General features: G+C 54.6%; 21 protein-coding genes. 6 read left to right on the top strand and 15 right to left on the bottom strand.

Annotation, left to right across the window (positions count from 1 at the left end):
• Window positions 1-40: 40 nt before the first annotated feature.
• A complete protein-coding gene (pdxA, locus tag VHE34_RS28050) occupies window positions 41-1,159 on the top strand; it encodes a 4-hydroxythreonine-4-phosphate dehydrogenase PdxA (protein ID WP_325594269.1) in 1,119 nt (372 codons plus the stop codon).
• A 311-nt stretch (window positions 1,160-1,470) separates the two neighbouring features.
• Window positions 1,471-2,898: an Ig-like domain-containing protein gene (locus VHE34_RS28045; RefSeq protein WP_325594267.1), complete on the top strand. Its 1,428-nt coding sequence runs from the start codon at window positions 1,471-1,473 to the stop codon at window positions 2,896-2,898.
• A gap of 40 nt (window positions 2,899-2,938) precedes the next feature.
• Here VHE34_RS28045 and VHE34_RS28040 read toward each other — a convergent pair whose 3' ends face one another.
• The 14 genes from VHE34_RS28040 to VHE34_RS27975 all read right to left on the bottom strand — a co-directional run bounded on the left by VHE34_RS28040 (window position 2,939) and on the right by VHE34_RS27975 (window position 18,028).
• On the bottom strand, window positions 2,939-3,229 hold the full coding sequence (locus VHE34_RS28040) for a transcriptional regulator (protein WP_325594265.1): 291 nt from the start codon (window positions 3,227-3,229) through the stop codon (window positions 2,939-2,941).
• Window positions 3,222-3,818, bottom strand: coding sequence for a hypothetical protein (locus tag VHE34_RS28035; RefSeq protein ID WP_325594263.1), 597 nt, complete (start codon window positions 3,816-3,818; stop codon window positions 3,222-3,224). The genes VHE34_RS28040 and VHE34_RS28035 overlap by 8 nt, the downstream gene beginning before the upstream one ends.
• Window positions 3,819-4,409 carry a hypothetical protein gene (locus tag VHE34_RS28030; protein ID WP_325594261.1) on the bottom strand — a complete coding sequence of 197 codons (591 nt, stop codon included), beginning with the start codon at window positions 4,407-4,409 and terminating at the stop codon, window positions 3,819-3,821.
• A 57-nt stretch (window positions 4,410-4,466) separates the two neighbouring features.
• Entirely contained in the window at window positions 4,467-5,093 is a 627-nt protein-coding gene (locus tag VHE34_RS28025; protein ID WP_325594259.1) for a hypothetical protein, read from the bottom strand.
• A 28-nt stretch (window positions 5,094-5,121) separates the two neighbouring features.
• Entirely contained in the window at window positions 5,122-7,380 is a 2,259-nt protein-coding gene (locus tag VHE34_RS28020; RefSeq protein ID WP_325594257.1) for a TonB-dependent receptor, read from the bottom strand.
• Between the two features lie 919 nt (window positions 7,381-8,299).
• Entirely contained in the window at window positions 8,300-9,877 is a 1,578-nt protein-coding gene (atpA, locus tag VHE34_RS28015) for a F0F1 ATP synthase subunit alpha (RefSeq protein ID WP_325594255.1), read from the bottom strand.
• A 52-nt stretch (window positions 9,878-9,929) separates the two neighbouring features.
• Window positions 9,930-10,496: an ATP synthase F1 subunit delta gene (gene atpH, locus VHE34_RS28010; RefSeq protein WP_325594253.1), complete on the bottom strand. Its 567-nt coding sequence runs from the start codon at window positions 10,494-10,496 to the stop codon at window positions 9,930-9,932.
• Window positions 10,497-10,498: 2 nt separating this feature from the next.
• On the bottom strand, window positions 10,499-10,993 hold the full coding sequence (gene atpF, locus VHE34_RS28005) for a F0F1 ATP synthase subunit B (protein ID WP_325594251.1): 495 nt from the start codon (window positions 10,991-10,993) through the stop codon (window positions 10,499-10,501).
• Window positions 10,994-11,124: 131 nt separating this feature from the next.
• Complete coding sequence (gene atpE, locus VHE34_RS28000; protein WP_188933632.1) at window positions 11,125-11,373, bottom strand: ATP synthase F0 subunit C; 249 nt, start codon at window positions 11,371-11,373, stop codon at window positions 11,125-11,127.
• 44 nt (window positions 11,374-11,417) lie between these two features.
• On the bottom strand, window positions 11,418-12,512 hold the full coding sequence (gene atpB / locus VHE34_RS27995; protein WP_325594247.1) for a F0F1 ATP synthase subunit A: 1,095 nt from the start codon (window positions 12,510-12,512) through the stop codon (window positions 11,418-11,420).
• 224 nt (window positions 12,513-12,736) lie between these two features.
• Window positions 12,737-14,554, bottom strand: coding sequence for an ABC transporter ATP-binding protein (locus VHE34_RS27990; protein WP_325594245.1), 1,818 nt, complete (start codon window positions 14,552-14,554; stop codon window positions 12,737-12,739).
• A 71-nt stretch (window positions 14,555-14,625) separates the two neighbouring features.
• The gene (locus VHE34_RS27985; RefSeq protein ID WP_325594243.1) at window positions 14,626-16,872 is read right to left on the bottom strand and encodes a hypothetical protein; all 2,247 of its coding nucleotides are present in this window, start codon (window positions 16,870-16,872) and stop codon (window positions 14,626-14,628) included.
• 59 nt (window positions 16,873-16,931) lie between these two features.
• Complete coding sequence (locus VHE34_RS27980; protein ID WP_325594241.1) at window positions 16,932-17,123, bottom strand: hypothetical protein; 192 nt, start codon at window positions 17,121-17,123, stop codon at window positions 16,932-16,934.
• A gap of 2 nt (window positions 17,124-17,125) precedes the next feature.
• Complete coding sequence (locus tag VHE34_RS27975) at window positions 17,126-18,028, bottom strand: SGNH/GDSL hydrolase family protein (RefSeq protein ID WP_325594239.1); 903 nt, start codon at window positions 18,026-18,028, stop codon at window positions 17,126-17,128.
• A 354-nt stretch (window positions 18,029-18,382) separates the two neighbouring features.
• Here VHE34_RS27975 and VHE34_RS27970 point away from each other — a divergent pair, with 354 nt between their 5' ends.
• The 4 genes from VHE34_RS27970 to VHE34_RS27955 are packed head-to-tail and all read left to right on the top strand — an operon-like array spanning window position 18,383 to window position 21,894.
• Entirely contained in the window at window positions 18,383-19,063 is a 681-nt protein-coding gene (locus VHE34_RS27970) for a response regulator transcription factor (RefSeq protein WP_325594237.1), read from the top strand.
• Between the two features lie 24 nt (window positions 19,064-19,087).
• Window positions 19,088-20,137 (top strand): sensor histidine kinase, encoded by a 1,050-nt coding sequence (locus VHE34_RS27965; RefSeq protein ID WP_325594235.1) that lies wholly within the window; start codon window positions 19,088-19,090, stop codon window positions 20,135-20,137.
• A gap of 56 nt (window positions 20,138-20,193) precedes the next feature.
• Window positions 20,194-21,048 carry a 2OG-Fe(II) oxygenase gene (locus VHE34_RS27960; RefSeq protein WP_325594233.1) on the top strand — a complete coding sequence of 285 codons (855 nt, stop codon included), beginning with the start codon at window positions 20,194-20,196 and terminating at the stop codon, window positions 21,046-21,048.
• Window positions 21,049-21,096: 48 nt separating this feature from the next.
• Window positions 21,097-21,894 carry an SDR family oxidoreductase gene (locus tag VHE34_RS27955; protein ID WP_325594231.1) on the top strand — a complete coding sequence of 266 codons (798 nt, stop codon included), beginning with the start codon at window positions 21,097-21,099 and terminating at the stop codon, window positions 21,892-21,894.
• On the opposite strand, the gene VHE34_RS27950 is transcribed toward VHE34_RS27955, so the two are convergent.
• Window positions 21,887-23,590, bottom strand: a complete 1,704-nt coding sequence (locus VHE34_RS27950; protein ID WP_325594229.1) for an ArnT family glycosyltransferase — start codon at window positions 23,588-23,590, stop codon at window positions 21,887-21,889. The two genes, VHE34_RS27955 and VHE34_RS27950, sit on opposite strands and share 8 nt — an antisense overlap.

Raw genomic sequence — 23,590 nt, 5'->3', positions numbered from 1 at the left:
GCCGGGTGCGCAATCAAGTAGCCCCTGAAAATCATAGCGTATGAGCCAACCACAGCAAAAACCGGTGATCGGGGTGTCCGTAGGGGATGTGAATGGGATCGGAATGGAACTGATCATCAAGACCTTTTCGGATACCCGGCTCCTGGAGATGTGCACGCCGCTTATCTTCGGTTCGAATAAGCTTGTCAATTTCTACCGGAAGCAAAGCCCGGAGACGAATTTTAGTTACCAGACCACCAAGGAATTCTCCCGGATCGCCCATAAGCAGGTCAATCTTTTCAACTGCTGGGAGGAGGATATCTCCATCGTCCCGGGGCAGCTGACGGATGTCGGCGGCACCTATGCCGTCAAGTCCCTGACGATGGCCGTGGAGGCGCTTCGCGACAAGAAGATCCAGGGTCTTGTAACGGCCCCGCTGCACAAGAAGAATACCCAGTCGGCGACCTTCAATTTCACGGGGCATACCCCGTATCTGAAGGACGCCTTTAAGGTGAACGATGTCCTGATGCTGATGGTGTCGGATAACTTCCGGGTCGGGCTGGTGACCGAGCATGTTCCCGTCAAAGACATCGCCAGATATATCACCCGGGAAGCGATCCTTTCGAAGCTGAACATCCTGCGGGACAGCCTGGTCCGGGATTTCGGCATCGACAAGCCGCGGATCGCGGTTCTTGGGCTGAACCCCCATGCCGGTGACGAGGGGCTTATCGGAAAAGAGGAAGAGGAGATCATCAAGCCGGCGATCAAGGACGCCAAACATCAGATGCTGGTGTTTGGTCCGTATAGCGCCGACGCCTTCTTCGCCCGCGGCTATCATAACCGGTTCGACGCCGTGCTGGCGATGTACCATGACCAGGGGTTGATCCCGTTCAAATCCCTGGCCAGTGGCGAAGGGGTCAACTTTACGGCCGGCCTGCCGATGGTGCGGACCTCGCCGGACCATGGTACCGCCTTCGATATCGCCGGGAAGAACAAGGCAGACAACACGTCCTTTATTGCATCGATCTATACCTGTCTGGATATTATCCGCAACCGGCAGGAATATGATGAGAACCGCCAGAACCCGCTCAAGAAGATGGGCGCGGTGGTGCTTGCCAATGCGGCTGACGAGAAGATCGACGAATCCGGACGCACCACGCGCCGCGACCTTACTTTTTAAACATCGATCCTATCCTCTTTCAAACATCGATCCCATCGGCGGGGTGTTCCGCCGTATGGTCCAGGCCGGTCGGGCCGCCGGAAGCGGCTCATACTGAACGGGTATGGAGGGGGAAAGGTTTTTTTCCGGAGGGCCTTGCAAAAACAGGATTTGCGCACTATCTTTGACCTATCACCCATATGGGTATCTCTCTCCCGATCTCCATTTCCCCGAAAAACAAGCCGAAGTAGATTTTGAGTTCCTTCCTTTGAATAGCCCCTGTTTTTCCAACAGCCTATTTATTCATTAATCACCTTCTGAAAATTACAAAGATGAAAAGGAACTTTTTATCCCTCTTCTTCACTGCTCTCTCCGCGCTTTTGTTCCAAGGGCTGTTCGCCGCTCCTACTGCGAGCTCTACTATTGATAACTTCAATTCCCGGCCTGGGGTCCGGTTGACCGAGGTCAAGGGTTATTTGCAGGGCAAATGCTGGTTCTTCTCCGATTTCGATATCAACCGTGCCGGTTGGACCCCGAATATCGAGGGTGATGGGGCGATGGTGTCCGGTACGGGCGCAAGTGCGACTGAGCGGACGGGTATCTATACTCCGCTGCTGGACCTTAGCGGCGGTGCGGTGGTTTCTTTCACTTACAGCTTTAATCAGCCGGTCAAGGACCGTCGCTGGATCCGGCTTGTGGCCATCGACGGGAACAACAATCCCGTGGCTGTTCTCGACAGCCTGGAGGTGACGGGGGATGAGGCCGGTCATGTCTACAACTACAAGCATACGCTGGACCTAAGCGGCAACTATATTCTCTGCATCAACTACCGGGGTATCGGCGGCGCGACCCGTATCGCGATCGACGAGCTGAACATCGGCGCGGCGCCGCATTATGCGGCGGCCTGCAATGTGGCCCCGGTATCGCTGAAGGACAAATTCTCCGGTACGGCTTCGCATACGGCTGCCGGCAATGTGCTGAGCAATGATTACGATCCCAACCACGAGACGATGACGGCCTACCTGATGACCGAGTCGCCTGACGGCCGCATCGAATTGCAAAAGGACGGTTCCTTTGTTTTTACGCCGAGGGACGGGTTTACGGGGGGTACGACGCAGTTCACTTATAAAGTGTGCGACAACGGTACGCCGGCGCTTTGTTCGATCAATACGACGGCAACGATCCGTTTCCCGGGCAAGAGCACGCTGACGAGTTTCGAGGCGCTGTACAGCCGGAAGGAAGTAGCCATCAACTGGAATACGGCTACCGACAATCATAGCCGGTTGTTTGAGGTGGAGCGCAGTCTCGATGGCGAATACTTCAAGAAGGTAGGTGAGGTAAAGGCGGAAGAGGCTGTTGCAGCGGGTCAATACACGTTCAACGACAAGATGCATGAGCAGGAGCGGAAGAACGATCTCTATTACCGGCTTCGCCAGGTGGACGGCAATAACCGGGTCACGTATTCAAAGGTCCTGATCCTTCGTTCGTATGGCAGCCGGAGCGTGACCGCGGTGAGTGTGACGCCCGATCCCAACGTCAACGATATCCAGGTGAATGTTCAGTTGAAGGAGAAATCCTTTGTGATGGTGCGGGTGATGGATGACAGGGGCAGCGAGCTTATCAAGCAGTCGGCGATGGGCGATTTTGGTCCGAATGTATACAATATCGAAGGCACTTCACAGCTGCAGCCGGGGATGTATCAGTTGGAGGTGATCATCAACAGCAATGAGCGGTTGACGATGAAATTGGCGAAGAGCTAGTGAGTACAACATCAAAAAATAAAGGGACCAGAAGGTCCCTTTATTTTTTGATGTTAAGGTAAGCTTGCAGGTCGCGGACATATTCTTCGAAGGCTTGTATTCCCTGGGGGGTGATCTTGCAGATGGTCTGCGGGTAGTTATCCTTAAAGGTCTTTGTGACATCGATATAGCCGGCCTCTTTCAGCTTGTTGATCTGCACGCTAAGGTTACCGGCCGTAGCGTCCGTCTTCTCGCGCAGGTAGGTGAATTCCGCTTCCTTCACCGAGATGAGGATGGAGACGACCGCGAGGCGGAGCTGTGAATGCAATATCGGGTTGAGGTCTTTAAACATGGGTTCTTTTGGCTTTCAGGTAGCGTTTTCTAAGGATCAGCCCGGGGATGAACCAGGCGACCAGGGCGGCGGCGGTGATGCAGAGGAGGGTATAGGGATAGCCGCAGAACAGGCTCACCCCGGCAAGAGCCCAGCAGGCCAGGCCGCCGAATACCATCGGGGGGAACCGCCGGGAGTAGCCTGTGGCAAAGGTGGGCACGCCATAGAGCATCAGGTAGATGGCAGGCTCGCCCGTATATTCATAGCGCCAGAAGATTAAATTGAGCAGAAAGACGGCGATGGCAAAACTGATCCAGATGCCGCCCATATGATCCTCCTCATAGGTCTTGTATTTCCGGGATCGCTTTTCGCGAATGGCGATCAGGATCTGCGGCACGACGGCGATAAAGGTGAGGACCCAAACGATGTCGATGGCGGGTATTTTCACGGTCACCTGGTTGATAAAGGACGCCAGGCTGCAAAAAGAGATAACGCTGCCCCAGAGGAGCGCGCTTAATCCGCTGTCCAGATAGTCCCGTTTGGCTTTATGGATCATCCTGGCGATCAACTCCAGGCTTTCCTGCCCTGTCATTTCGTTTTCCTGTTGCATTTATTTTGGTTGCTTTTGTAATTGCTCTTTATACCCGGTCCTGAGCAGATGGCCCGGGATTATGTAGCTTATCAGAATAGCCGCGGCCATCATCAGCATGTTTGTCTGAACATCGACGAACATGGTCAGGACCGCCAGGCCCCAGCAGGCGATCGCGCCCCAGACCAGCGGGGGAAACTTCAGCAGGCGGCCGGTGAGAAAGCAGCCGATCGAGTAAAGCAGGATAAAAGCCGTATAACAGTAGGCCCAGCCACCCGTTTTTGCAAATACGAAAACGATGAGTGTCTGCACGACGAACAGACAGATCCAGATGTTTGTCAGGCCTTCGTCGACATAGGTTTTTACGGGGGTGCTCTTTTCCTTTGCGCCGCGGATGACGGAGACGATGACTCCGACGAACATAATGCACCAGGCGGCTCCGTGCCGGGGAGTTTGGATGATGACGTATAAAAAGTACTGGAGCAGGGCGCCGATCAGCACCAACCAGCCCCAGAGGAGGAAGTAAAAGCTCTTATCGGCCACGGAAGTCTTTGTTTTGTCGATCATCGTCTGGATGACCTTGAGACTTTCTTCCGGTGAAAGATTTTCCATTTGCAAAATCTAAAGTTAAAGGTCCCGCACGACTTGGGCCGTGCGGGACTTCACAATTTATTGACACTGTGCGAGCATCTGTTCGGCCTGCTGCTGGCCCCAGGTGGGAGAGAGGGGCTTTGGTTGAGCGCTTTTGAACAGGGCTACCGACTTTTCGAACAGGGGTTTTGCCTTGTCTTTGCCGCCGCCGAACTGGGGCGGCGTTCCGAAGAGGCTCATGCCCTGCAGGTAATAGAGCCGGGGATTATTCGGGTCTGCGGCCATCCCTTTCTGTAAGGCCGTTGCGGCATCCTTACCGTTGGTAGCCCAACGGGATTGGGGATCGACCAGCATTTGCTGGGTTGCGGACATGTTCTCCACGGCGTAGAGTTCGGCGTTGGTTTCGAGGGCTTCGGCCTTTGCCAGGTAGGCGTTGATCTTTGCGGAATTGGCGTCCTTGTCTTTGGTGGCGGGGTTCCAGCCGATCCAGGTCTGGGCCAGGGCGGCGTAGTAGTAAGGCAGCCATTTGTTCTTCTCGGCGTCGCCGATCCGGTCGAAGGTGGCGGCGAGGCTTGTCAGCTCGTCGATGGTCTTGGCCGAATCGAGGAGGGAGATGTTCTTCTGCATCACCTGGGTGTACTTGTCGTTCTGGGCGCCGGCGGACAGGGAGACCAGCAGGGCCAGAAAAAGGAAGGATTTACGCATAGTTGTAGTTTTATTGATTGATGGTAGTTTACAAATTGTTGTTGATCGCATCCTGCGAGCGGTCGACGCCCCAGCTCAGGAAGCAGCCGATGAAATAGAACCGTTTGGCCGGGGGCGTGATCGGTTGCTTATACTGCCCGCTGTAAGAGAAATTATAGCCATAGACCGAGTTATACCCCAGTACATTGCTTACGCTTGCAAAGAGCACCACGAAGGTCTTCGACTTTGTGTTGCCCAGGCTGGGCACCCATTCGGCGCTGAGGTTAAGGCTGTTGTAGTCCTTTGTCTTACCCTGTTCGGCCAGGTTGTACTTCACCCCGTTGAGGATAAAGTTGTAATAGGGCCGGCCCGTCGCGTAGCTGTAGGTCACGTTGACGCCGGACTTGATCTTTGTGAAGAAACGTTTCATGACGATGGAGGCCGTGTGCGTCGCCGCGAAGTTTGGGGTCAGTTGTTCGGTATAGTTGAGGTAATTGCGCTTGGTGTCCAGGTAAGAATAGCTGATCCAATAGTCGAAGTCCTTGATGGACTTCTTGTCGCGCCAGAACAGCTCGAAACCTTTGGCATAGCCGCTGCCGGTGTTGTTGAAGGTGGAATAAAAATAGTTGACCGGGACCGTTTTGATCAGATCTTCATATTTCTTGTAATAGGCCTCGATGCGGAAAATGCGATCCTTCGACATCTTCTGGTAGTTGATGATATAGTGCGTTGCCTTTGTGAAGCCGACATTTGTCGTATAAAAAAGCTGGTTGTTCTCGGGTTTCTGGTAGAAGACGCCATAGGCCAGCGACACCTGGGCTTCGCGCCCGGTCCGGTAAGCGAGGGACAGGCGGGGAGCGAGGTCCGAGCGATGGATGATCGAGGAATGTTCGTAGCGGACGCCGACCTTGGCCGCGAGCGCGTTGGTCAGGTAGATATCCGACTCCGCGAAGAGGGAGTTGAAGTTATCCCGGAATTTGAACAGCGTATCGGTATTGTAGGGCGGGTTGCGGTATCTCTGGTAATTGTAGGCGTACCAGTATTCGGAGCCAAAGCGGATAGCGCTCAGTGTCCCCAGCTTCTTATCGAATACGGCGCGCACCTGCGAGAGATCCTGCCGCTGATCGATGTTAAAAATTTTATAGTTCATCCAAAAGGCGCCAGGGTCGAAATGTTGGGGCTGGTTGGCCGAGCTCTGCACCTGCTGCCCCAGGTTGTCGAGGTTGGTGCTGTAGCTGGCGCCGAGGTCCATTTTCCAGCCGTTGTTCAGGTACTCGCGATAGCTGAGGTTATTGTACCAGTTGTGGTTGGTGAGGCCAAAGGCGTCCTTCCGGTCGAGGCTGTCCCAGTCCTGGCGGCGGAGGCCCAGGTCGTTATAGGCGAACGTCGTATAATATTTGATCATCCCGCCGCCTTTTGTCCGGATGCGGAAGTTGGCGTCCCCGTTGTGGAACTGCGGCATGCGGAAGTAGTCCACGTCCTGCGGTACCGCGTGGAAATAGGCGTAGGCGTTGACGTAGTTATAGCTGAAGCCATAGCTGGACTGTTTGTTCTTTGCCAGTTGCTGGGTGCCCAGGCCTACCACCAGCGGGGAGATCGTTGCGTCGATCTCGGATTTCTCGGGCAGGTCGATGGATTCCAGCAGGACGACGGAGGACAGCGCTTCGCCGTATAGGGCCGAGTAGCCGCCGGTGCTGAAAACGGTGCCTTTGAAAAGGAAGGGTGAGAAGCGGCCGCGTTGGGCGATATCGGGCACGCTGGTATAATAGGGGTTATTGACGAGGGTCCCGTCGATATATTGTTTGGCTTCATAGCCGGCGCCGCCGCGGACGAAGAGGCCTTCCTGCTCCCCTACCTGCTGGGCGCCGGGGAGGGTCTTTAGGGCGGCGGTGATGTCGGCGTTGGAGCCGGCCGTGGTGGCGACGTCGAGGGAGCTGAGTACGGCCCCGCGTTTAGCATCGCCGGCGGTAAAGGAGCCGGCGGTGATGGTTACGGCTTTCAGCTCGCTGAGCTGCTCTTTAAGGACGATATGGAGCTCGATGGCGGCGCCGTTGAGGGTGACGGGCTGCTCGACGGGGTTGTAGCCGATATTGGTTGTAATGAGGGTAAAATTGCCTTTATCGGCCGCGGTGAAGTGGAAGTTGCCGAGGCTGTCAGTGGTTGCTCCGTCATAGGAGTCCTTTATGGTGATGCTTGCGCCGCGGATGGGGTGGCCTTTGGGGTCTTTGACTGTTCCGCTCAGGCGTGTTTGGGCCTTAAGGCTAAAGGTGAGTAGGAATAAGGCTATGGAGAGAGCAGCTTGGTTCATTTCTCATAATTTTCAGCTAAGATAAACTGGTTTATTTTATAAACCAAACTATTTTGTAGAATTGTTTATGTTATCCGGTGAGCGGGGGATTATGCCGGTGGGTGGGGGTCTTTTTGGGGTTGTTAGGTGGGGTTGTTGGGTGGGTTCTTGGGTGGGTTCTTGGGTGGGTTCTTGGGTGGGGTTCTTGGGTGGGTCTTGGGTGGGGTTCTTGGGTGGGTTCTTGGGTGGGTTCTTGGGTGGGTTCTTGGGTGGGTTCTTGGGTGGGCCGGGTCGGGACGTCCTCGTCTGGCGCGCGGATTATCTTGGTTTTGCTTTTTGGATCGCTGAGGAGACCATCCGATGCGCCAGCCAAGGCATCCCGACGCCGGCCGGCCGTGGACAGCGGCGGGTTTTTGGGGGGTGGCTGATTAGGTATTTCTGGCTTTGTGGTGGCGGGGCTTTGTGGTGGCGGGGCTTTGTGGCGGTTGGCTTTGTGGCGGTTGGCTTTGTGACGGTTGGCTAAAAAAAGCCAGGCTTAGAAAAGCCCGGCGGTTGTTGATCGTACCCTTTAAAACTAAAATCTTACAAAATATTCTAAATTCTAATATTATTCTTTCGATATATCCCGGATAGCTATCCGATCCATTGGCCTGGGGCCGAGGACAGGTGTTGCTACTATGAGAATCAGATGAATACGGGATTAACCGCAATAGAGGAGTACTTGTTCGGTACGGATTCCCCGGCGATACAAAACCCGGTCATTTTTTCGTGCGTGAACGGATGAACTGCAATAAAGGATTGGAAATAAAAAAGAGAATTGTTTTTCGGGAGCTTGGAGAGGTTGTCGGTGACGACGCTGTAAAGATTGTAAAAGGTTTCGAATTCTGCAAGCTTTTTTTCAAATAAAAAACCGCCCGGTGGGCGGCTTTTTATTTGTTATCTATTTGTATTGTGGTATGAGACCGTTAGCAAGGTCTACCATCTTTTTCATCCCGTCATCGGGGAGATTGCCCTTCTTGAACTCAGCGAGTACATCTGGCAGTTTGTTCTCCATCTCGAGGAGGAAGTGGTCTTCGAACTCACGCACCTTGCTGACCTTCACCTGGCGTAGGAGGCCCTGTGTACCGAGATAGATGATCGCGACCTGCTTTTCAACGGGGAAGGGCGAATATTGCGGCTGCTTGAGGATCTCCACGTTACGCGCACCCTTGTCGATAACCAGCTTGGTGGCTGCATCGAGGTCGCCGCCGAACTTGGAGAAGGCTTCCATCTCGCGGTAGAGCGCCTGGTCGAGTTTGAGGGTACCGGCAACCTTTTTCATCGACTTGATCTGGGCATTACCCCCTACGCGGCTTACAGAGATCCCTACGTTGATAGCCGGGCGGATACCGGAGTTGAACAGGTTACCTTCAAGGAAGATCTGTCCGTCGGTTATCGAGATCACGTTGGTCGGGATGTACGCGGAGACGTCGCCGGCCTGGGTCTCGATGATGGGCAGGGCCGTCAGCGAGCCGCCGCCTTTCACCAGGTGACGGATGGACTCGGGGAGGTCGTTCATGTTCTTTGCTACGCTATCATCGGAGATGATCTTTGCGGCGCGTTCGAGCAGACGGCTGTGGAGATAGAATACGTCACCGGGGTAGGCTTCACGGCCGGGCGGGCGGCGGAGCAGGAGGGAGACCTCACGGTAAGCAACAGCCTGTTTGGAAAGGTCGTCATAGATGATCAGCGCAGGCTTACCGCAGTCGCGGAAATATTCCCCGATAGCGGCCCCGGCGAAGGGCGCATAGAACTGGATCGGCGCCGGATCGGAAGCCGAGGCGGCCACGATGACGGTATAGTCGAGGGCTCCGTTGTCGGCGAGGGTCTTCATCACCCCGGCAACGGTGGAGGCTTTCTGCCCAATGGCTACGTAGATACAGTAGACGGGCTTACCGGCCTTAAAGAACTCTTTCTGATTGATGATCGTATCGATGGCAATGGCAGTCTTTCCGGTCTGACGGTCGCCGATGATCAGCTCGCGCTGGCCACGGCCGATGGGGATCATGGCGTCGATGGCCTTGATACCCGTCTGCAGAGGTTCCTTTACCGGTTCGCGGAAGATGACACCCGGAGCCTTGCGCTCGAGGGGCATTTCATATCTTTCGCCGGCAATGGGACCTTTTCCGTCGATGGGTTCGCCGAGGGTGTTGACGACCCGGCCCAGCATCCCGTCACCTACGCGGATAGAGGCGATCTTCCCCGTACGGCGAACGGTTGCACCTTCTTTGATGTCCCCGCTCTCCCCCATCAATACCACACCGACATTATCTTCTTCCAGGTTGAGGGCGATGGCTCGGACGCCATTCTCGAATTCCACCAGTTCACCGGCGCCGACATTGCTAAGCCCATATACACGGGCAATACCATCCCCTACCTGCAGGACGGTGCCGACCTCTTCCAGCTGGGCGGATACATTGGAATTGCTCAATTGCTCGCGCAATATCGCTGAAATTTCATCCGGTTTGATCTCTGCCATAATTGTATTCAGTTTGAAGTTTGTTTGTTGTTGTGTCTAGCCTTTTTTGTGTCTACCTTATTTTGTATACGAAGTCGTTATTCTGGAATTGCTTTCTGACGTTGTTCAATTCAAAGGCAACGCTGCTGTCCATGCGGAGGTCGCCGATCTCGAGGATGAACCCGCCGATCAGTTCTTTCCTTATTTCCGTGTCGAGTTCCACCTGTTGAAGGTTGCGTTCGGTCTTCAGCTTTTGCAGGATCGCCTGACGCAGCTCGTCGCTCACGGGAACGGCCGTCGTGAGCTTCGCGGTGGAAATGCCCCTGTATATCTTGTATTGCCCGACGAAGGAGGATGCGATCTCGGGGAGATTGCCTTCGCGTTCCTTGCGTAGCAACAGGGTGATAAATGCGCTGGTCAGCGGGCTGATCTTGCCGGTGAAGATCGCGCTGAGGATCTTGCCTTTTTTATCGGCTTTGACGATCGGGCTACGGAGCAGGTTGACCAGGTCACGACTTTCCCGGCAGGTGGCCTGCAGCAACAGCATATCCTTGTGTACGGCTTCCACCTGGTCCTTTTCGAGGGACAGGTCGAGGATCGATTTGGCGTAACGGGCCGCTAAACGGGGATTCGGCGTCATAGTTAGTTGAGTTTCGCTTCTTTCGTCAATTCACGTATATAATTCTCCTGTTCGCTTTTGTTCTCCAGCTGACGGCGCAGGATTTTCTCCGCCACTTCCACCACTAGTGTTCCCACCTGGTTCTTCACCTCGGTGATCGCGGCCATCTTCTGCGTTTCGATCGCGGCCTGTGCATCGGCGATGATCTTGCCCGCCTCCTGTTTGGCCATTTCCTTGGCCTCATTGATCATCTTGTCCTTTGTTTCGCGGGCTTCTTTGAGCAGCTGGGCTCTTTCTTCACGGGCCTTGGCCAGCAGGGCCTCGTTCTCGTTCTTCATCTGGGCCATTTCGGCCTTGATGCGCTCAGCGGAGGCCAACGAGTCGGAGATACCTTTTTCCCGTTCGTTGAGGGATTTCAGGATCGGCTTCCAGGCCAGCTTACGCAGGACGATCAGCAGCAGCAGGAAAATAATAACGTTCCAAACGAATAAGCCTAAGTCGGGAGTTAAGAGATCCATGGGAGATATTTATGCGGACCTGCGGTCCGGTGATTGTCTAATGATTGTCCTTCGGACGATTCGCCTCCGGCGAATCAAGTACTGCACCCTCGGCCCTGTGCGTCGGATGCAGTACATTTTTTTTACGTGCCTTACTTCTGGAAAACAGCGAGCAGACCGGCAACGGCAGCCAGAAGGGCAACACCTTCTACGAGGGCCGCAGCCAGGATCATGTTTGCACGAATGTCGTTCGAAGCTTCGGGCTGACGGGCAATGGAGTCAACTGCTCCTTTACCAATCTGGCCGATACCGATACCAGCACCAATAGCAGCGAGGCCTGCGCCGAGCGCGCCATAACCGGGCTGAACCACATCAGCCAGCAAAGTTGTCATCAACGTCATCTTATTTTGGTTTTATAATTAAAAAGAAATTGTGTTTGTGTTTTTTATGCGACTACGGCTTCTGCACTGTGCCCATGTCCATCTCCTTCCTCATGGCCGCCTTCGAAGGCCTGCGCGATAAACACGGCCGTCAGGTTGGCGAAAATGAAGGCTTGTATAAAAGCCACCAATACTTCGATCAGGTAAATGAACAGCGAAAGCGCGACAAAGAAGGGGGACGTACCCCAGCCCAGCCCGGTATTCATGGCGCCGAAGATAAAGATCAGGCAGATAAAGCTCAGGATGATGATGTGTCCCGAGATCATGTTGGCGAAAAGACGAATGATCAGAGCGAAGGGCTTTGTAAAGATGCCCATCAGCTCCACCGGCCACATGATCACCTTTATGGGACCGGGAACGGGCGGGTTGACGATATGTCCCCAGTAGTGTTTGCCCGTGCTGAACATGATCGCGATAAAGGCCAGGATGCCAAGGGCGCCGGTGAAGGCGATATTCCCTGTGACGTTGGCGGTACCGGGGATCAGCCCGATCAGGGCGTTGATGAGGATAAAGAAGAAGATGGTCAACAGGAAGGGCATGTATTTTTCATACCTGTTCCCCAGGTTGCTCTTTCCTACTTCGTCGCGGACGAAAGTGACGATGGGTTCGATGAGATTCTGGAACCCGGTCGGAGCCGTCTTCACTCCCTGCCCTTTCTTATACTTGGCGGCGATACCCGGCATAAGCCAGATAAGGATCAGTGCCGAGATAATGGCCTGGACAGCATTCCGGCCCAACGAAAGATCGTATACTTTAACGGAAGGATCAACATCGCCTGCTTCATTGACCGCCCAGATCTTTCCAACCTTATAAATCTTCTCATCCAGCTTCTTGTCCTGGATATATTCTTCGGTCAGCAGGCGATAGCCGTTGTAGGTAGCGTCGCCATGCTCGAATTTCGAGGACATAAAGACCGACCAGCCTTTTGCGGGAGAATAAAGGATCACCGGCAGCGGGATGGAAACAGGCTTTTTATTAAAAGTGTAGAAGTGGAATTCGTGGGCGTCTGCAACGTGTTCCAGGATGATCCTGGAGGGGTTCATCTTGGGCGCTTCCTCCTTTTCGGTCTTTCCTGCCTCGGGACCGGAGTCCTGGGCCATGGACACATTAAAAAAAAACAGTAAAACCACGCTGAAAACCGCCACCACTATAGATTTGAAGCATTTCAATGCCATACCGTCCTGAAATTTGCCGCAAAGATACGGGGGGAGGGTCAGATATGAAAATAAGATTAAAGAAAAAGGGCTTTGGCGACCAAAACCGAAGCGGCTGCGCGAGAGGGTTGATAATCAGGGGGAGCCATGGCAGTCCGATGCGTTTGTTCCTAGGATGCCCGTCTTTCTGCGGCGGGTGCAGCGGCCGCCCTGTGGTCCGGCCGGAACTGCATCTCGTGCAATTTTGCATAGAATCCGCCCTTTGCCAGCAACTGTTCGTGGGTGCCGATCTCGCGGATCTCGCCCTTATCGAGGACGATGATCTGGCTGGCCTTGCGGATCGTCGAAAGGCGGTGGGCGATGATGATCGAGCTGCGGCCGGCGATGAGCTTGTCGATGGCTTCCTGGATCAGCTGTTCGGATTCGGTATCTACGGAGGAGGTGGCTTCGTCGAGGATGAGAATGGAGGGGTCGTACAGCAGTGCGCGGATAAAAGAGAGCAGCTGGCGCTGGCCCAGCGAGAGGGAGCCGCCGCGTTCCATGACATTGTAGTGATACCCGCCGGGCAGGCGCATGATGAAGTCGTGCATCCCGATGAGCTTTGCGGCCGCGATGACCCGCTCCATGGATATCTCGCCGTTCCGCAGGGTAATGTTGTCCACCACCGAGCCGGAAAAAAGGAAGACGTCCTGTAACACGACCCCGATGCTTTTGCGCAAGGCGTCCAGCTCGAAGTCTTCGATGCGGACATCGTCGATGCGGATCTCGCCCTGCTGGATATGATAGAGCCGGTTCATCAGGCTAATGATCGACGTTTTCCCGCTGCCGGTGTGGCCGACGATGGCGACGGTCTGGCCGGGCTGCATGGTAAACGATATATTCCTGAGCACGTACCGGTGATCCGTATAGGCAAACGACACTTTGTCGAACTCCACTTTGCCCTTCAGGCGTGCCGGGGCGAAATTGCCCTGGGTCTTGATGTAGTCGTCATTGTCCAACACGCGAAAGACGCGCTCGCTGGCGACCATTCCCATCTGCAACACATTGAATTTGTCGGCGATGACCCGCAGGGGACGGAAAAGCAGGTTGAGATAGAGGTAAAATGCGATGATCTTGCCGCCCAGCTCCAGGGCTTCCGCACCGGGCAGGTGCATGACCCGGGTGGCTCCCCACCACACCAGCAAACCGGTGGAAACGGCCAGGATGACCTCGACGACGGGGAAGAAAACGGAATAGGCGAAGATGGCGTTGATGTTGGCATTGCGGTGTTCGCGGTTGATCTTCCGGAACTTCGCCTCTTCGCGTTTCTCGGCGGAAAAGGCCTGGACGATCGCCATGCCGGTGATATGTTCCTGGACGAAGGCGTTCAGTGCAGCCACGGCATTGCGAACGCGGATGAAACTCTTATTGACCGACTCCTTGAAGACATAGGTGGCCAGGATGAGAAAAGGAAAGGGCGCCAGGCAGACGAGGGTGAGCCGCCAATCCGACCCAAACATGAACACCAGGACCGAGAGAATGGAGAGCAGGTCGGCGATGATGGGGATCAGGCCGTCGGAGAAGATGTCGTTGATGGACTCGATATCGTTGATCGTACGGGTCGTCAGGACCCCGATGGGCGTCTTGTCAAACTGTGAAAGGTTGAGCCCCAACACTTTTTTATAGACGTCGACGCGAAGGTCACGGACGACGGTCTGCCCGAGCCAGGCAGTGATGAAGGCAAAATAAAACCGGGCCAGGGTCTCGCCGATGAGCAGGACGATCTGAAGGACCGTCATCCAGATGACGTCATTGGCCAGACCCTTCCGGATCAATACGTTGACAGTGTACTGGATCAGCCAGGGACGCAACGGGGAGAGGACCGCCAGCAGGATCGCAAGCGCTACCGACCAATAGAGTCTTTTTTTGTAGGGAGCTGCGTAGTGGAAGACCCGCCGCAGCAAGCTAAAATCGAAAATTTTCTTCTTTTTCTTGATCTCCTCTGCCATTTGATTGCGCGCGCCCATTGCCGCGGGTGGCAAAGATACAATCTTTGCCACCAACAGCTATTCCGTTCATCCTATTCGTCCGCTTCCATGGCCTTGCGGTAGGCCTTTATAAAGATGGCGCCGAGGTTCTTATACGGCGGGATATAGTCATCGAATCGTTCCCGGGCTACCGGATCCTTGCGGAAGCCGGCCTCGAGGTCCCGCCACATCGGCAGCCATTCGATGTTCTTCCCGGCGACGAGGGTATTGTTCATGGCCTGGAGGATCGGTTCGTTCACGGCCTTCGTGCCCACCTGCTTGGAGGAGATGATATGTGCGTCCTCGCTGATCTTCAACACTTCGCTGAGATTGTTGTAACCGCCGCAGGAACCCAGTACGACGATGCGGGCCGTGGCGGGCATCCTTTCGATGGTATACTTGACGTGGTAGCTATGGCCGCGGTGAATGACGATCGTCGGTTTCAGATGATGGTCATAAAGATAATCGCTAAGCGCTTTTTGCGCCTTGTCATCGGGGTCGTCTTCGCCGAACAGCGGCTTATTGGCGTAGATAATAACCGGTTTCCCGCGGATCGAGCTGATGGTAGTCCATTGGGGATTCTCCTGGATCCGCCATTCGGGCTTCGTTCCCGGCCGGGTCTGGAAGATGCGCATGAAGTCGGCATAGGAGAGCTGGCCGTCCTTATCCTTGTCGCCATAGAAGAATACCTGTTGGATAACCCGGCCGCTGTCATCCGCCAGCGACTGACGATCAACGGTATAGATGGGTGGTATACCCAGCTTTGCGGAGACGTCCACCTTGTTGGCGGTATCGGCGGATTCGAACAGGGTCTGCAAGAGGCGGTAAATGACGATGCCTTTCTTGTCCCCGGCAGCGACGTTCTTGTCGTAGTTCCATTTTACCTCGTTGAGAATGAACCGGGCCAGGGCAGGGCTCTTCTCAACGATGCTGCTGTAGGAGTCGGCAACGTCGACGGCCTCTTCTTCGCCCGCGTTCTCGAGGTGAATGACAAAGGACTTCATGACGGTCCCGGCGTTTTGTTTGTCCATGGTGCCGAGGAAATGCTCCAGCTTGTTATAAGCGGCGGCCATTTTGATGAACTTCCGGAAATAGTCGCCATGCACCTGCATCAGGAGGCTGTCCCCATAGGGCGCTTTCATGCGCTGGAAGATGCGGTCATAGACGCCCAGGTAGCTGGAGGTGTAGATCTCGTCCTCGCTTAGTACGACGAGGTAGTAGAGCTCCTCGGGCGTCAAGGGATCGAGTATCTTGAAGCGGACGGCGGGATTTTCAGCGGTGTGGAGGGCGTTGATCTCGCTGACGAACACCTGCTTTCCCTTCTTTTCGAGCATCTGGGTCAGTGCGTTCATTTCCAGCGGGGTGTCCTGGAGCGGCGGGAGCAGCCGTTCGGCGTAGTCGAGGCGGGTCTTTACCAACAGCTTATAGTAGGCGAGATCATCATCCTTTACCTTGTCGATGTCTTCCTTCGTGAGCCGGCCTTTGACCAGGTTGTCCAGGAAGGGAAAGTAAAGCCGGCCGCTTCTGCTGGTCGCCAGGGAGGCTACGGTACGCAGGAGGGAGTCCTTGCTGTTACGGATGTGATAGCCGAGGTCATTCCCTGCCGCGGCGAAGTCATAGAGCTGGCCGATATCGTGGTGACCGGCGATGATGATCAGGCTGTCTTCGAACGGCGCGCCGGGATGTGTTGATAAATAGTTGAAGATGAGTGATGGGTGAGCCTCGTAAAAGCGCCGCGTCAGCAAGATCCGGGCCGGCTTTGCACCCTTGTTCTCCGAGGGATAGTTAAAGCATTCGACGACGATCTTTCCCGTTTCATAGGGGCTGGCGGCAATGACCGGTTCGATACTTTCCCCCTTTTGGTCCAGCTCCATCGCCTGCATGAAGGCATCGATGAGGCCCGGCGCCAGGCTGGGCGACAGCTCTTTTGACTGAACGGCCCGGTCGAACTTTTGCAGGACATCGGAGAGCCCGCGCAGGTACCGCTTCTTATTATTGGTATTGAGGGTGGAGTCCAGCTCGATCTGCTCCTGCAGCCCGTCCACCTTGCGGATCAGCGCATCGGTGATCTGCAGATTGACGGCCTCGTCCTTTGACAGCCGGATCACACTGTCGTTCTTGCTACCGCCCAGTTGGAGCAGCCGTTGCTGCTCTTTATCGACGTAATCATGCCAGAGCATGCGATCCTGGGCCACCTTGAACGGGTAGGAATTGGGCTGCGCCATGGCCTTGTTTGGACCGGTGAAGAGCAGGACGCAGACGAAAGCAAAGAAGGCAAAGGATCGTACCCGTCGATTCATAGGCAACCATTTGGTAGTATTCTTGTGTTGGCAAAAATACTACCAAAATGGCTTGGGTGCTAATGCGGTTTGACGACGGTTTGCAGATAGATCGTCGTATCGCCTTTGGCATTTACGGAACCGATCACAACAGTCAGGTCTTCTTCCGCCGGAGCGGGTGGAGCGGTTACCTTCTTTGTACAGGAAGTAGATGCTAATACCATGGTTATCAACGCACATAGTACCGATGAAAAAAGGATCGTCTTTTTCATGCTCAATAAATTTGAATCGTTTCAGTAATGGTTTGGCTGGTCTTGCTCGCCTCGGGAATGATCACTTTCACCGATTTGGTGTTCCCGGCCTTGTCTTTGACCCAGATAAAGAATTGCTTTTCGGTATTGCCGTCGAGGACGTTAAAGGAGACGGTAATATGGGTGTCGTCGATGCGTTTCACGCTAATTTTTCCAATCTTGAGCGGCAGGTTACCTATGGGAATGAGATTGGCCGACAGCACAGCCTGGTACAGGAATGCATGACCGTCCTCGTTCAGGTGGATGTCATCGCCCTGGCCGTATTGGGGCAAGGCGCCCAGGTAGTTAGGATTGGGTACCCCTGGAGAAAGCTCCGGATTATTGTCCACTACCGACGTGTAGAAGTCGATTGCATGACTGCCGAATTCCATCATGATGCTGTCGCGCAATTCCTTCAGTTTTGCCCTTTGAACCGGATCGCTGAACTCCGGGTCGTTGCTTCGAGGCTGGGTGGTTGTAATGTAGGCCTGGGTATGGCCATTCTCCGTCGCCACGGCATAGATGTCCCTGTAACGGGCCATTACCTCCGTCACCGTGTAGAGGTTGTACTCATTGCTCGGAAAATTGACGATGACGATGTCGGGGTTGAAGTCGAGCGCCTTGACGATATTGGCGCTCGGATTCGGCCAGGGGCGACCAACCACGTGGGGATAGTCAAGCCGGTCCTGCGGCATGGCCTGGTAGATGTCCTCTCCCATTACGGCCAAATTGACGAGGGTATCCAACACGCCCACGCCTTTCAGATACCGCCGCAGGCGATTTGGCCAGGAGTTGACGGGGTCGTCATTTGTCATGTTCCATCCCGTGTTGATCGTTCCGCCAGCGTCCGGCAGGCCATAGCCGGCGGCGGTGGAGCTGCCGATCACGGCAATTGTTTTCTTTTGGGCGTACGCGGATAAGCATAATCCGGCCCATAGCAAAATGCAAATGCATTTTTTTGCCATAAAAGTCTGATTTTGTTTTGTTTAATGAGAGACCGCGATTTAACCAGGAAAAGGATCAGTTAGGATACCGGCCCGGGTCCGGGCAGGCTGATTTAGATTGGAGTGTGGTAAAGGTATATCGCGGCCCTGAGATTTGCAAGTGATCTGCGTCAATAAAACAAAATGTCTGCAGAAAGATCGGCTTGTGTTATTTATGTATTAAGAAATTGTAAACTGATTTGGCGGAATCCCCCCCGCAAGTTTATTTCGAGTAGGTTTGCGTAAATTTTCGATTAAATGGAATCCAAAGGCAAGAAGATCCTGATAGCCGACGACGAGCCCGATATCCTGGAAATCATTCAATACAACCTCACCAAAGAGGGATACGAGGTGATCACGGCCAGGGATGGGGATGAAGCCATCGGGAAGGCGAAGATCGTCCGCCCGGACCTCATCATCCTGGATATCATGATGCCGAAGAAGAATGGGGTGGAAGTGTGCGAGATACTGCGTTCCCAGCCATCTTTTAAGGAGACCCTCATCCTTTTCCTCACTGCGCTCAGTGACGAAGGTTCCCATGTCCGCGGGCTGGAGACGGGCGCCGACGACTATGTGACGAAGCCGATCAGTCCCAAGGTGCTGATCAGCCGGGTGAATGCACTGTTCCGCCGGGTGAACAAGGAGCCGGAGGATAAAGTCCTGAAGATAGAGAACCTGTCCATCGACCCTGCCAAGTTCGAGGTGATGGTGGAAGGGAAGGACGTGACGCTGGCCAAGAAAGAATTCGAATTGCTTTATTTACTCGCCTCCCGCCCGGGACGGGTCTTTCTCCGCAACGAGATCCTGAACCAGGTGTGGGGTAACGAAGTCATCGTTGGAGACAGGACGATCGACGTACATATCCGGAAGATCCGTCAGAAGCTGGGGCTGGATTGTATAACCACGGTCAAAGGCGTCGGGTATAAGTTCAATTTGTAGTGGATTCATTAAATTCGTGGACCCATGCCTTCCACCAAGAACCTATCTCCCCGGCAGCTTTCTGCGCTGACGGCCGGTCTTCTCGCTTTTCCCATTTCGGTCGGCATCTACATCCTCACCGGTAATGGTATTGTAGGCGCGGCTTCGCTGCTGCTCATCTTTGGGGGCAGCTACGGGTTGATCCTGTTCACGCTCGAAAAGTTCATCTATCGCAAGATCAAGCTGATCTATAAGCTTATTCACCAGACCAAGGCCACGAAGAAGGAGGAGGTGTACTTTAAGTATATCCTTCCCCAGAAGAGTATTGACGAGGTCCGTGAGGATGTCGAAAAATGGGGGGAAAAGCGGAATGAGGAGATCGAGCTGTTGAAAAAGAATGAGGCTTACCGCAAAGAATTCCTTCAAAACCTCGCGCACGAGTTCAAAACGCCCATTTTTGCGATCCAGGGGTATGTGGATACCCTGCTGAACGGCGCCATGGAAGACATGGCGATCCGCAAGAAGTTCCTGGAGAACGCCGCCAAGAATGTCGACCGGCTTGTCAACCTGATGAATGACCTGGACGAGATCTCGACGCTGGAGCGCGGCGAGCAGCTGTTGTACAAGCAGAATTTCATCATCCAGGACCTGATCCGCGAGATCTTCGAATCTTTATCGATCAAGACCCACAATAAGAACATCCGTACCGGCATCAAGAAGGGCTGCGAGTCGCCGATCACGGTCTTTGCCGACAAGGAGAAGATCCGGATGGTGTTGATCAACCTGGTCGAAAATGCGACGAAGTATGGGAAGCCGAACGGCAGTATCGTCGCGAGTGTCTATAAGATAGACGAGAAGAATGTACTTATCGAGATCAGCGACGATGGGATCGGGATCGAAGAGGACCATCTGGGCCGCATCTTCGAGCGGTTCTACCGGACGGATGCCGCGCGGAGCAGGGATAAGGGCGGGACGGGTCTGGGGCTGGCTATTTGCAAGCATATTGTCGAGGCGCATGGACAGTCTATCCATGTGCGGAGCACGCCGGATGTAGGGACGACGATCGGGTTTACGCTGGAGTCGCGGCGGGATTAGCGGACTTAACGAACCGTTTTGGGCAAAAATCCTACCTTTGCGGCAAAATCCAGATAGTGAGCACAACCACCGCCACCCAAATATTCGACTACGAAAAGTGGACCGCCCAGCTGCCCGAGCTGAGCAAAAAATACCAGGGCGCGAAGCCTTATCCTCATATAGTGCTGGAAAACTTCCTGAACCCGGCTGTCCTCGACGAATGCATCAAGGAATTCAACCGGCTCAATGAGACCGACGGCTGGATCAACTATAAACACTACAACGAAGATAAACGGGGGTTGAACAAGATCGACCTGCTCCCCGATACTATCCGGGGAACCATCAACGAGCTGAACTCGCCCGAGTTCCTGAAGTGGCTGAGCCAGATCACCGGCATCAAGGATCTGCAGAAGGACGACGGTCTCGAGGGCGGTGGCATCCACCAGAGCACGCGCGGCGGTTTCTTGAACATCCACGCCGATTTTACGGTCCACCCGCATCACCGGAACTGGCAACGCCGGGTGAACGTGCTGGTCTATCTCAATAAAGATTGGAAAGAAGAATGGGGCGGCAAGCTGGAGCTTTGGGACAAGAAGATGAAAGCCTGCGAAGAAAGCGTGCTGCCCGTCTACAATCGTTGTGTCATCTTCAACACCGATGCCGACTCCTATCATGGTCACCCGCTACCGATGGAATGCCCGGAGGGCAGTTTCCGCCGCAGCATCGCCCTGTATTATTATACCGTGGAAGAGAACCCCTATCGCAGGGCCACCTATTACCAGGCCAGGCCCGGTGATGGCAGCAACAAGCTGTTGGTGAAGATCGACAATGCCCTGGTTTCGGCATATACGGCCGTGAAGGGGAAGCTGGGCGCCAACGATAAGGTAGTGAGCAGCATCCTGCGGTTTTTTTCCGGCGGCAAGAAAAAATAGGGGTATCCCTCTTTTCAACAATTTTTTCGCCATGCTGTTAGGCCTTGCATGGACTTACAACTTAACGGCAAGACGGCTTTTGTCAGCGGTTCGACCGCGGGCATTGGATTCGCTATCGCGAAGCGGCTCCTCGAAGAAGGGGCGACCGTGATCATTAATGGACGCAGTCAGCGGGGCGTCGACAAAGCAATAAAAGAACTTAAGGAGATCACGGGCCGGTCGTCCGACGTGATCGGATACCCGGCGGATTTCGCAAAGGCCGACGACGTCAACCGGCTGATCGCGGAACTGCCGGCGATCGACATCCTGATCAATAATGCCGGCATATTCGAACCCAAACCTTTTTCGGCGATCCCGGACGAGGACTGGTTCCGGCTTTTCGAGGTCAACGTCATGAGTGGGGTCCGGCTTTCGCGGCATGTCCTGCCGCGGATGTTGGCAGAGAACTGGGGCCGTATCCTCTTTATCTCCAGCGAATCTGCGGTGTATATCCCCACGGAAATGATCCATTATGGAATGACCAAGACCGCACAGCTGGCGATCAGCAGGGGTCTTGCCCAGCTTACCAGGGGCACCAACGTTACCGTCAATACGATCATGCCCGGCCCAACGAAATCGAGGGGGGTGGGTGATTTCCTCGAGCAGCTGGCGAAGGGCGGTGGCGCTTCGACGGAAGATGTGGAGAAGGGGTTCTTCCGGGACGGCAGGCCCAGCTCGCTGCTACAGCGTTTTGCCACTGTGGATGAGATCGCCACAACCGTGGCCTACTTCGCGAGTCCGCTGTCTTCTGCGACAAACGGGGCGGCGATCCGGGCAGACGGCGGCATCGTCAATTCGATCATTTAGTTGGGGGCGGAACTGGCGCAGGCGCCGGGGGCGGGGGAATGTCCCGCTTCAGGAACACGAATCCATTTTTCCGATACAACTCTTTCAGATCGGGAAACTGCCCGTTCTCCCAGTGCTGGACCCGGTCGACTTTTGTGACGAAGTAGACGGGTTTATCGATCGGCCCGGTGAGTAGCCAGTTCTGATCATAAGAATTGAGATTGGTGGGCTTTTCCTTCATCGTATAAAAGAGATCGCCATAGCTCTTGAAGCCAAGGGTATGCACATAGCAGTCCTCCCCCTGCCGGGCGATGAAGAAGTCGATATCGGCTCCCTGGCTGTAGCGTTCGACCTTGGGGACGATGATCGCGGAGGCGAAGAAGATGACGATGGCGGTTCCTGCGAAGAGGGTGACAGCGGCACGCTTGTAGCGCCGCTGTGACAGGTAGAGGATGCCGGCGATGAGCGCTGCAACCATCAGCAGCCCAATGGCGCCTTCGAATCCCGACCAATGGACATCGGCTTCCATATTTCCCCGGGCGAAGGTATCATCCACATAGGGCGCCAACCGGTGTACATTCAGCCCGATGACAGCCACACCAAGGATTGCGAGGGAGATGAGCCCGCCCAGCACACCGAGTAAAATATTCACATATTTCTTAAACACGAGCTCTTTCCGGTCCCATTTATATAATGAGTAGGCGGCCAGGAAGGTCACGGGGAACCAGGCCAGCGAAGAGTAGTGGATGATCCGGGACTGAACGATGGTAAAGAGGACGGTGACCACCCAGAAGAGCATTTGCATCCATTTTGTGAAATCGCGGTCCCAGCGGCCGGTGTATTTTGACCGGAAAAAGGATGGGATGGCCAGGATGGAGGCTGGGAAACAGCCGATCAGCAGCACGATATAGTGATAGCCGAAGAAGCCGGCCTGATCGGCGTCATGGGTCGTAAACAACCGCCATTGATATTTGAGGAACTCGTTGATAAACCAGGGGCCGCGGGTGTAGGTCTCATAGCCATACCAGGTAGCCGTCACCAGCGTGGCGACGACGAGGAAGAGCAAGGCATGCCACCAACTGAAGAAAAAGCGAAACCGGTTGTAGACAAAATATACCCCCAACGCCAGCATGAACACCATCAGGGCTACCTGTCCCTTTGTCAACACGGCCAGTCCCATGAAGATCCCCGACCAGACAACATAATACAGCTGGCTTTTTTGGGCGCCCGGCTTATCGAAGCCATTGCGCCGCCAGTGATAGAGGATGAAATTGTACAGGGAGAGGAAGGTAAAGAGATTGAACCAGGGGTCAATGATGCCCGACTTGAAATACATGTTCGGGAACAGGGAGCCGCCATAGGCCAGGGCCCATAGGACGCCGAACTTTGTGTCATAGATGCGGCTGCCGCAGAGGAAGACGACGAGAAGGGTCACGATGCCGCAGATGGCATTGGGAAAGCGGGCGGCAAACTCGGTGACGCCGAACAGGTGCATGGCAGAGCTTTGCATCCAGAAGAACATGGGGGGCTTTTCCCAGAAGGGTTTGTAGTCGACGTAGACCCGGGTATAGTCGTGCAGTTTCATCATCTCCCGGGAACATTCGGCAAAATTGATCTCATCCCAGTCGAAGAGATGGACGCGGCCCAGGAACGGCAGGAAGAGCAGGGCGGCGAATACGGTGATCAACAGGATGATGCTGGGTTTGCTGAGACGCAT

Source organism: Puia sp. (assembly GCF_035546395.1).
Lineage (GTDB): Bacteria > Bacteroidota > Bacteroidia > Chitinophagales > Chitinophagaceae > Puia.
Note: the sequence above shows the minus strand (reverse complement) of the source record. Positions and strands in the feature narration are given on the sequence as shown.